General features: G+C 73.6%; 2 protein-coding genes. Both read left to right on the top strand.

What is annotated here, in order from left to right; genetic code table 11:
* Positions 1–2366 (top strand): SDR family NAD(P)-dependent oxidoreductase (locus ABD329_RS46580; protein ID WP_344318111.1); only part of this gene is annotated, 2366 nt, incomplete at its 5' end.
* A 26-nt stretch (positions 2367–2392) separates the two neighbouring features.
* On the top strand, positions 2393–10752 hold an 8360-nt coding region (locus ABD329_RS46575), incomplete at its 3' end, for an SDR family NAD(P)-dependent oxidoreductase (RefSeq protein WP_344318110.1).

The following is a 10752-nucleotide window of genomic DNA, read 5'->3' as shown; positions in this document are numbered from 1 at the left end:
CCATCACCGGCACCCTCCGCCGCGACGACGACACCCCCACCCGCTTCCTCACCCACCTCGCCGAACTCTCCACCACCGGAACACCCGTGGACTGGCCAGCCCTGTTCGCCGGGTCCGGGGCCCGTAAGGTGCCGCTGCCCACGTACGCCTTCCAGCACCGGCACTACTGGCTGGAGCCTGCCAGGACACCCACGCGGGCGGAAACCGCCGACAGCTCCCTGTGGGCGGCCATCGAGGACGGCGACGCGCAGTCCCTGGCGCGGGACCTCGAGGTGGACGCGGCGGCCCTGGGCACGGTGCTGCCCGCGCTGGCCTCGTGGCGCCGCCGCAGCCAGGAGGACTCCCTCACGGACGCATGGCGGTACCGGGTCGGCTGGACCCGGGTGACCGCAGCCGCCCCACGGCTGTCGGGCCGGTGGCTGGTGCTGGTCCCGGCCGTACGGGCCGGTTCGGCACGGGTCCGCGCGGTGCTGGACGGACTGGCCGCGCGGGGCGCCGAGGTGGTGGCCGTCGAGGTCGCCGAGACCGGCCGGGAGGCGCTGGGCGACCAGGTCAAATCGGCGGACGGCTGCGCCGGGGTGGTGTCCCTGCTCTCGTGGGACGACCGCGCGGACACCGAGTACGGCACGGTGTCCGTGGGCACCGCGGCGACGCTGGCGGCGGCGCAGGCGCTGGGGGACCACGGCGTCACCGCACCGCTGTGGTGTGTCACCAGTGGCGGGGTCGCGGTGGCCGGTGAGGCGGCCGACCCGGTGCAGTCGGCGCTGTGGGGATTCGGCGCCGTGCTCGGGCTCGACCACCCGGACACCTTCGGCGGACTGATCGATCTGCCGGCCGAAGGGGACGGTGACGACGAGGAGTTGCCGGACGGGTTGTGCGCGGCGCTGTGCTCCCCGGAAGGAGAGGATCAACTCGCGGTGCGCGCCGACGGGCTCTTCGCCCGCCGGATGCTGCGGGACCGGGACGGCGCGGGCAGCGCCTGGAAGCCGCGCGGCACCGTACTGGTCACGGGCGGCACCGGCGGGCTCGGTTCACACGTGGCGCGCTGGCTCGCCGCGAGCGGGGCGGACCATGTGGTGCTGCTCAGCAGGCAGGGCGGTGCCGCGCCGGGTGCGGCCGAACTGGTGGCGGATCTGGCAGATGCGCGGGTCACGGTCGTCGCGTGTGATGTGACCGACCGGGACGCCGTGGCCGCCGTGCTGGCGGAGGCGGAGCGGACACACCCGCTGACCGCGGTGGTGCACACCGCCGGTGCCGGGCTGCCCCCGGCCCCGGTCACCGAGGTGACCACCGAGGAGTTCGCCGCCGTGACGGGGGCGAAGGTGCGTGGCGCGCTGGTACTGGACGAGCTCGTCGGCGACCGGGAGCTGGACGCGTTCGTGTTGTTCTCCTCCGGTGCCGGTGTCTGGGGCAGCGGCGGCCAGGCCCCGTACGGGGCGGGCAACGCCTTCCTCGACGGGCTGGCGCAGCGCCGCCGCGCCCGGGGTCTCGCGGCCACGTCGGTGGCATGGGGCGGCTGGGGCGGTGGCGTCGGCATGATCGACGCCGATGGCGGTGACCAGTGGCGCCGTATCGGGATCCTGCCGATGGACCCGGCGCCCGCGCTGCGCGCGATGGCGCGTGCCGTGGGCGGTGGCCCGCCGAATGTGATCGTCGCCGACATCGACTGGGCGCGGTTCGTGCCGGGATACACGATGGCCCGGGAGCGGCCGCTGCTGCGGCAGTTGCCCGAGGTGGCCGAGATCCTGGCGGCGGACGCGCCGGGCGGGGGCGCGTCGCGGCGCGAGGTGCTCCTGGCCGGCCTGGCCGAGCTGACCGGCCAGGAGCAGGAGGCGTTCCTGACCGATCTGGTGCGGCGCGAGGCGGCGGCCGTACTCGGGCATGCCGACGGTGACGCGGTGGAGCCGGAGCGCGCGTTCAAGGACACCGGGTTCGACTCGCTGACCGCGGTGGAGCTGCGCAACCGGATCAACGCGGCCACCGGCCTCCAGCTCTCCCCCACGGTGGTGTTCGACTACCCGAAACCCACCACGCTGGCGCGGAAGCTCCGTACGGAGCTGCTGCCCACCGCGGACGGGACCGCCAACGGGACCGTGGACGGGCTCGAGAACGGCGGGGCCACCGGCGCCGACGGCCGCGAGCGGGAGATCCGGCGGGTGCTGGCCTCGGTGCCGTTGCGCCGCTTCCACGAGCTCGGGGTGCTGGACGCGCTGGTGCGCCTCGCGGACTCCACGGCCGGTGCCGTGGAGCATCCGCTGGGCGAGCTGAGCACCGCCGCCGAGGCGGAGAACACCGCGATCGCGGACCTGGACGCCGACGAACTGGTGAGCCGGGCGATGCGCGGCACGACCTTCGGAAACGACTGACGCCGCGGTTGCGGAGAGGAGTACACATGGCTGCGTCCCGGGAAGACCTGGTCAAGGCGCTGCGTACCTCGCTGATGGACGTTGAGCGGCTGCGGCGGGAGAACGACCGGCTGATCGCCGAGTCCACCGAACCCGTGGCGATCGTGGCGATGGCGTGCCGGCTGCCGGGTGGGGTGACCGACCCGGAGTCGCTGTGGGAGCTGGTGGCCGAGGGACGGGACGCGATCGGCCCGTTCCCGACGGACCGCGGCTGGGACCTGGAGACACTCTTCGACTCCGATCCGGACGCCGTGGGCAAGTCCTACGTGCGCGAGGCGGGATTCCTGGAGGGCGCGGGCGGCTTCGACGCCGCGTTCTTCGGCATCTCCCCGCGCGAGGCCCTGTCGCTGGACCCGCAGCAGCGGCTGCTGCTGGAGACCGCGTGGGAGACCTTCGAGCGGGCGGGGATGGATCCCCGGTCGGTGGAGGGCCGCGACATCGCGGTGTTCGCCGGGGGCAGCGGCCAGGGGTACGGCGGCGGTCCGGGTGAGGCGCCCAAGGGCCTGGAGGGCTACCTGGGGGTCGGCGTCTCGGGCAGTGTCATCTCCGGACGCGTGTCGTACACGCTCGGGCTGACCGGGCCCGCGGTGACCGTGGACACCGCCTGCTCCTCCTCGCTCGTGGCCACCCATCTCGCCGTGCAGGCCCTGCGGTCCGGTGAATGCTCCATGGCGCTGGCCGGTGGTGTCGCCGTCATGGGCCAACCCACCGCGTTCGTGGAGTTCTCCCGCCAGCGTGGCCTGGCACCCGACGGGCGCTGCAAGTCGTTCGGCGAGAGCGCGGACGGCACCACCTGGTCCGAGGGTGTCGGGCTCGTGTTGCTGGAGCGGCTCTCCGACGCCCGCCGCAACGGACACGACGTCCTCGCCGTCATCCGGGGCACCGCGGTCAACCAGGACGGCGCGAGCAACGGCCTCACCGCGCCCAACGGCCCCTCCCAGGAACGGGTCATCCGCCAGGCGCTGTCCAACGCCGGGCTGACCGTGGCCGATGTGGACGCGGTGGAGGCACACGGCACCGGCACCGCCCTGGGTGACCCGATCGAGGCCCAGGCGCTCCTCGCCACGTACGGCCGGAACCGCCCGGAGGACCAGCCGCTGTGGCTGGGGTCGTTGAAGTCCAACATCGGACATGCGCAGGCCGCCGCCGGGATCGCCAGTGTCATCAAGACCGTCATGGCGCTACGGCACGGCCGGCTGCCGAAGACCCTCCACGCCGAAGCGCCCACCTCCAAGGTGAACTGGGCCACGGGCGCGGTGTCCCTGCTCACCGAGGGGCGGGCATGGCCGGAGACGGGACACGCACGCCGCGCCGGCATCTCCTCCTTCGGCGTCAGCGGAACGAACGCGCATGTCATCCTCGAGCAGGCCCCGGCGGAGGACACCGCCGCGCGGCCGGAGGAGTCCACCGAGCCCGGTCCGGTCGCCACCGGCCACGTCGTGCCGTGGGTGCTCTCGGGCCATACGCGGGAGGCGCTGCGGGACCAGGCCGCCCGGCTGCTGACCCACGTACGGAAGACGGACGCCGACAGCGCGCGGGACGTGGGCTGGTCGCTGGCCACCACCCGGACCCTCCACGACCACCGCGCGGTCGTGCTGTGCGCCGATGCCGAGGAGGCCGTCGCGGGGCTGGAGGCGGTGGCCTCGGGCGCGTCCGCCCGGTCGGCGGTCACCGGGTCCGTGGCGTCCGGGAAGGTCGCGGTGCTGTTCACCGGCCAGGGCAGCCAGCGCGCCGGAATGGGCCGTGAACTGCACGGCCACTATCCGGTGTTCGCGCGGGCCTTCGATGACGTATGCGCCCAGTTCGGCGACCTGTGCGCTGGAGACGGCGACGGGGACGGGGGCGACAAGGTGTCGCTCGCCGAGGTGGTGTTCGCCGAGGAGGGGTCGGCGAGGGCGGCGCTGCTGGACCGGACCGAGTTCACCCAGCCCGCGCTGTTCGCGCTGGAGGTGGCGCTGTTCCGGCTCGTGGAGTCGTGGGGGGTGCGCCCCGCGTATGTGCTGGGCCACTCGATCGGCGAGGTGGTCGCGGCTCATGTGGCGGGGGTCCTGTCCCTGCCGGACGCCTGCGCACTGGTGCGGGCGCGCGGGCGGCTGATGCAGCGACTCGACGCGACCGGGGCGATGGTCGCGGTGGAGGCGGCCGAGGACGAGGTCGTTCCCCTGCTCACGGGGAAGGAGCACCTGGCCTCCATCGCCGCGGTCAACGGCCCGACGTCCGTGGTCGTCTCCGGTGATGAGGACGTGGTCACGGCGGTGGCGGAGACGCTGTCGCGGCAGGGCCGCAAGACCAAGCGGCTCGTGGTCTCGCACGCGTTCCACTCCCCCCACATGGACGGGATGCTGGACGCGTTCCGCGAGGTGGTGTCGCGGCTGACGTACGCGCCGCCCCGGGTGCCCGTGGTGTCGAACCTGACGGGCGGGATCGCGGACCCCGAGGAGCTGTGCACCCCGGAGTACTGGGTGCGGCATGTGCGGGGCGCGGTGCGGTTCCTCGACGGTGTCCGCGCGCTCGCCGACGCGGGCGTGCGCACCCATCTGGAGCTGGGCCCGGACGGGGTGCTGACCGCGATGGGCCAGGACTGTCTCCCGGACGCGGAAGCGGACTCGGTGACGGAGGCGGGAGCGGGTGCGGTGGCGGACGGGGCGTTCGTACCGTCCCTGCGGCCGGGCGTCCAGGAGGCCCAGGCGGTGCTGGCCGGGCTCGCCGGTCTGCACGTACGGGGTGTGCCGGTGGACTTGGACGCGCTGTTCGCCGGGTCCGGCGCCCGGCGCGTCGACCTTCCGACGTACGCCTTCCAGCGTGAGCACTACTGGCTGGAGCGGGCCACCGGGTCCGGCGACGTGGGCGCGGTGGGCCTCGGGGCGGCGGGCCACCCGCTGCTGGGTGCTGTGGTGCAACTGCCGGAGACCGGCGGTGTGCAGCTCAGTGGGCGGCTGTCGGTGCGGGCCCAGCCGTGGCTGGGTGAACACGTCATCTCCGGTGCGGTGTTGGTGCCCGGCACGGCGATGGTGGAGCTGGCGGTGCGCGCCGGGGACGAGACCGGCACCCCGGTGCTGGAGGAGCTGGTGATCGGTCAGCCGATGACGCTGACCGCCGACACCGCCCTGAGTGTGCAGGTCGTCGTGGGCGCGGACGAGGGCGGGCGGCGCACGGTGCGGATCTACTCCCGCGCCGACGGCGGCACGGACTGGACCGAACACGCCACCGGAACGCTCACCGCGCAGGTCCCGGCGCCGCGGGACGGGGCGGTCGGCGAGTGGCCACCCGCCGGGGCCGAGCCGATCCCGGTGGAGGACTTCTACCGCTCGCTCGTCGACGCCGGTTACGCGTACGGACCGGCGTTCCGCGGCCTCGTCGCCGCGTGGCGCCGGGACGGTGAGATCTTCGGCGATGTGGCGCTCCCTGAGGCGTACGCCGCGGAGGCCGAACGGTTCGGCATCCACCCGGCGTTGCTGGACGCCGCGTTGCACGCGGGCAGCTTCTGCCTGCCCGCCGACCCGGAGCGACAGGTGACCCTGCTGCCGTTCGCCTGGAACAACGTGCGTCTGCACGCGGGCGGCGCGACCGCGGTCCGGGTGCATGTCCAGCCGGTGGGCGACGACGCGTTCGCGGTACGGCTGACCGATGGCTCGGGCCAGACCGTGGCCTCCGTGGACTCGCTCACGCTGCGGGCGGTGGATCCGACCCAGTTGGAGAGCGGCAAGGGCGATGACGCGCTGTGGACGGTCCGCTGGAGCGAACACGCGCTGCCGGAAAGCGACGCGGTCTCCTGGGCAGCGCTCGGCGAAGCGGAGAGCGACGAGGGCACCCTTCCCGACGTCCTCGTGGCCGACACGCGCACATGGACCGACGACCTCACCGAGCCGTTGCCCGCGCGCGCCCGGGAGCTCACCGGCCGCCTGCTCGCGGAGATCCAGCGGTGGGTCGGCGACGACGCGATGGCCGGGACGCGGCTGGCCGTGGTCACCCGCGGGGCGGTCGCCGTACACGGGGACGCCGAGGTCACCGACCCGGCCGCCACCGCGCTCTGGGGCCTGGTCCGCTCGGCCCAGGCCGAACACCCGGGTCGGCTGGCCCTGGTGGACACCGACGGCACGTACGAGGAGCTCCCCGAGCTGCCCGCCGGTGTGTGGTCCGGGTCCGGGGACGAACCCCAGCTGGCGGTGCGCGGTGGCGCGGTGTGGGTACCACGCCTGGCCCGGGTCGAGCCCGGCCTGCGGGTGCCCGCGCAGCCGTCATGGCATCTGGACTCGCCCGAGTACGGCACCCTCGACAACCTCGCGCTGCTGCCCGACGAGGCCGGAACCGCACCGCTGGAGTCCGGTCAGGTGCGGATCGAGGTGCGCGCCGCCGGGCTCAACTTCCGCGATGTGCTGGTGACTCTCGGCATGTATCCGGGCCGGTCGGTGATCGGCACCGAGGGTGCGGGCGTGGTGACCGAGGTCGGCCCGGGCGTCCAGGATCTGGCCGTGGGCGACCGGGTGATGGGCCTGTTCTCCGGCTCGTTCGGCCCGCTGGCCACCGCCGACGCCCGCACGGTGATCCGGATGCCGGAGGGCTGGTCGTTCGGCACGGCGGCCGGGGTGCCGGTGGCCTATCTGACGGCGCTGTACGCGTTGCAGGACCTCGGGAGGGTCCGGCCGGGAGAAACGGTACTGGTGCACGCCGCCGCGGGCGGGGTGGGCATGGCCGCCGTCCAGCTCGCACAGCACTTCGGCGCCACCGTCCTGGGCACCGCCCACCCCTCCAAACACCACGCCCTGCACCGGCTCGGCATTCCGGCCGATCGCCTCGCCTCCAGCCGCGACCTCGCCTACGCCGACGCCTTCCCCGCCGCCGACGTCGTTCTCAACTCCCTCACGGGCGAGCACATCGACGCCTCCCTCGGACTCCTCGGCCCCGGCGGCCGGTTCCTCGAGATGGGGAAGACCGATCTGCGAGAGCCGGGCGAAGTCGGGGCGCGGCACCCAGAAGTCATCTACCGGGCGTTCGACCTCGGTGGCGAGGCCCCTGCCGAACGGGTGCGGGAGTTGCTGGGCCAACTGGTGGAACTGTTCGAGGCGGGCCGGATCGAGCCGCTGCCCGTACGCCACTGGGACATCACCCGTGCCCCCGAGGCGTTCCGCTGGATGAGCCAGGGACGGCACACCGGCAAGCTCGTGCTCACCCTCCCCCGCGCCCTGGACCCGGATGGCACGGTCCTGGTCACCGGCGGCACCGGCGCCCTCGGTGCCGCCGTCGCCCGCCACCTCGCCGGCCGGCAGGGCGTACGCCATCTGCTGCTGCTCAGCCGCCGGGGACCGGACGCCCCCGGTGCCACGGACCTCAGCACCGAGCTCGGCGAACTCGGTGCCACCGTCCACATCGCCGCCTGCGACACCGCCGACCGCGACCAGCTCGCCACCGTCCTTGGCGACATCCCGGCCGACCGTCCCCTCACCGCCGTGGTCCACACCGCCGGGACGTTGGACGACGGCATCCTTACGGCGCTCACCCCCGACCGTCTCGACACCGTCTTCCGCCCCAAGGTCGACGCGGTCACCCATCTGCACGACCTCACCCACGGCAACCACGACCTGGCGGCGTTCGTGGTGTACTCATCCGCCGCCGGAGTCCTCGGCGGGCCCGGGCAAGGCAACTACTCCGCCGCCAACGCCTATCTGGACGGCCTCGCACAGTGGCGGCGTGCGCACGGGCTCCCCGCCACCTCGCTCGCGTGGGGCATGTGGGCGGAGACCAGTGGCATGACGGCCGGGCTCGGCTCCGGCGATCTGCACCGGATGCGGCGCGGGGGCGTCGTCGGGCTGTCCACCAGGGAGGCGCTGGGGCTGTTCGACCGGTCGGTGGAGTCCGGGCTGTCGGTGCTGGTGCCGATGAGGTTCGACCTCGGCGCCCTCGGCGCGGATGCCACGGAGCCCCCACCGCTGCTGCGGGGTCTGGTCCGGCCTACCCGGCGTACGGCCCGGCCGGTGCCCAAGCCCGGTGAGGGTGGCCTGGTCGAGCGGCTGGCCGGGCTGTCGGCGGCCCAACGGGACCGGGTGCTCGTCGAGCTGATCCGCGAAGAGGCCGCTTCGGTGCTCGGGTTTCCCACGATCGACCCCATCGGGCCGGAACAGGCGTTCCGCGACATGGGATTCGACTCGCTGACCGCGGTGGAGCTGCGCAACCGCCTCAACACGGCCACCGGGCTACGGCTGCCGGCGACGCTGGTCTTCGACCACCCGAGCCCCGTGGCCACCGCCGAGTTCCTACGTGACCAACTGGGCGGGCGTACGGCCGAGGCCACGCCCCGGCCGGTGCGGCGTGACCGGACCGCTCCGGACCAGGCCGAGGACCCGGTGGTCGTGGTCGGTATGGGCTGCCGCCTGCCCGGGGACGTCCGCACCCCCGAGGATCTGTGGCGGCTGGTCGCCGCCGGAGACGATGCCATCGGGCCGTTCCCACAGGACCGGGGCTGGGACCTGGCCGAGCTGTTCGACTCCGACCCGGACGCTCTGGGCAAGTCCTACGTACGCGAGGGCGGCTTCCTCACCGACGCGGGCGGGTTCGACGCCACCTTCTTCGGTATCTCCCCGCGCGAGGCGCTGTCGATGGACCCGCAACAGCGCGTACTGCTGGAGACCGCCTGGGAGACCCTGGAACGCTCCGGGATCGTTCCGACGTCGCTGCGCGGACAGGAGGTCGGGGTCTTCGTCGGGGCCAGCGGCCAGGGGTACGGCGCCGGGCCGGGCGCGGTGCCGGAGGGCTTGGAGGGCTACCTCGGGGTGGGCGGCGCGACGAGCGTGGCGTCGGGCCGGGTCTCGTACACCTTCGGACTGACCGGTCCCGCGGTGACCGTGGACACGGCCTGCTCCTCCTCGCTGGTGGCTCTCCACCTCGCCGTACAGGCCCTGCGCTCCGGCGAATGCACGATGGCACTCGCCGGTGGCGTCGCCGTCATGGGCCAGCCCGGCGCGTTCGTCGAGTTCTCGCGCCAGCGCGGCCTCGCGTCCGACGGCCGCTGCAAGTCCTTCGGCGAGGGGGCGGACGGCACCAACTGGTCCGAGGGCGTCGGCCTTGTGCTGCTCGAACGGCTCTCGGAGGCCCGCCGCAACGGGCACGAGGTGCTGGCCGTGATCCGCGGCACGGCGGTCAACCAGGACGGGGCCAGCAACGGCCTCACCGCGCCCAACGGGCCCTCGCAGCAGCGGGTGATACGGCAGGCGCTGGCGAACGCCGGGCTGTCGGCGGCCGATGTGGACGCGGTCGAGGCCCACGGCACCGGCACCGCACTCGGCGACCCCATCGAGGCCCAGGCGGTCCTCGCCACCTACGGACAGGAACGCACGGGAGACGAGCCGGTGTGGCTCGGATCGCTGAAGTCCAACATCGGCCATGCCCAGGCCGCCGCGGGCGTGGCAAGCGTCATCAAGATGGTGCTGGCGATACGGGAGGGCACTCTCCCGCGGTCCCTGCACATCAACGAGCCGACCACGCAGGTGGATTGGACGTCCGGTGCGGTGTCCCTGCTCACCGATGCCCGCCCCTGGCCGGAGACCGGTCACCCGCGCCGCGCCGGGATCTCCTCCTTCGGCGTCAGCGGCACCAACGCCCACCTCATCCTGGAACAGGCACCTCGGCCCGAACTCGCGTCGAAGGCGGACGAGAGCACGGAAAACCCTGGGCTGGTCGCCACCGGCGGAATCGCCCCCTGGGTGCTGTCCGCCAAGAGTCCGGCAGCCCTGCGGGCTCAGGCCCAACGCCTGCTGGACCAGCTGGAATCCGGCCTGGACGCGCGCCCGGTGGACATCGGCTGGTCCCTTGCCACCACCCGCACCCTCCACGACCACCGTGCCGTCATCATCACCGACACCGAAGCCGATGGTGACGAGGCCACGGCTGCTCTCACCGCCCTCGCGGCCGGGCAGCCCCATCCCCGTCTCACCACCGGCCACGCCACCACCCGCGGCAAGACGGTCTTCGTCTTCCCCGGCCAAGGCGCCCAATGGGCGGGCATGGGAGCACAACTCCTCAAGACCTCCCCCGTCTTCGCCGAACGCCTCCACGAATGTGCCGCGGCCCTGGCCCCGTACACCGACTGGTCGCTCATCGACGTCATCACCGGCGCACCCGACGCCCCTTCGCTTGAGCGTGTCGATGTCGTCCAGCCCGCCACCTTCGCCATCGTCATCTCCCTCGCCGCGCTGTGGCAATCCGTAGGCATCCACCCCGACGCCGTCATCGGCCACTCCCAAGGCGAAATCGCCGCCGCCTGCGTCGCCGGACACCTCACCCTCCCCACCGCCGCCAAAATCGTCGCCCTCCGCAGCCAGACCATCGCCCACCACCTCGCCGGACACGGCGG

It is taken from the genome of Streptomyces javensis (genome assembly GCF_039525925.1).
Lineage (GTDB): Bacteria > Actinomycetota > Actinomycetes > Streptomycetales > Streptomycetaceae > Streptomyces > Streptomyces asiaticus.
Note: the sequence above shows the minus strand (reverse complement) of the source record. Positions and strands in the feature narration are given on the sequence as shown.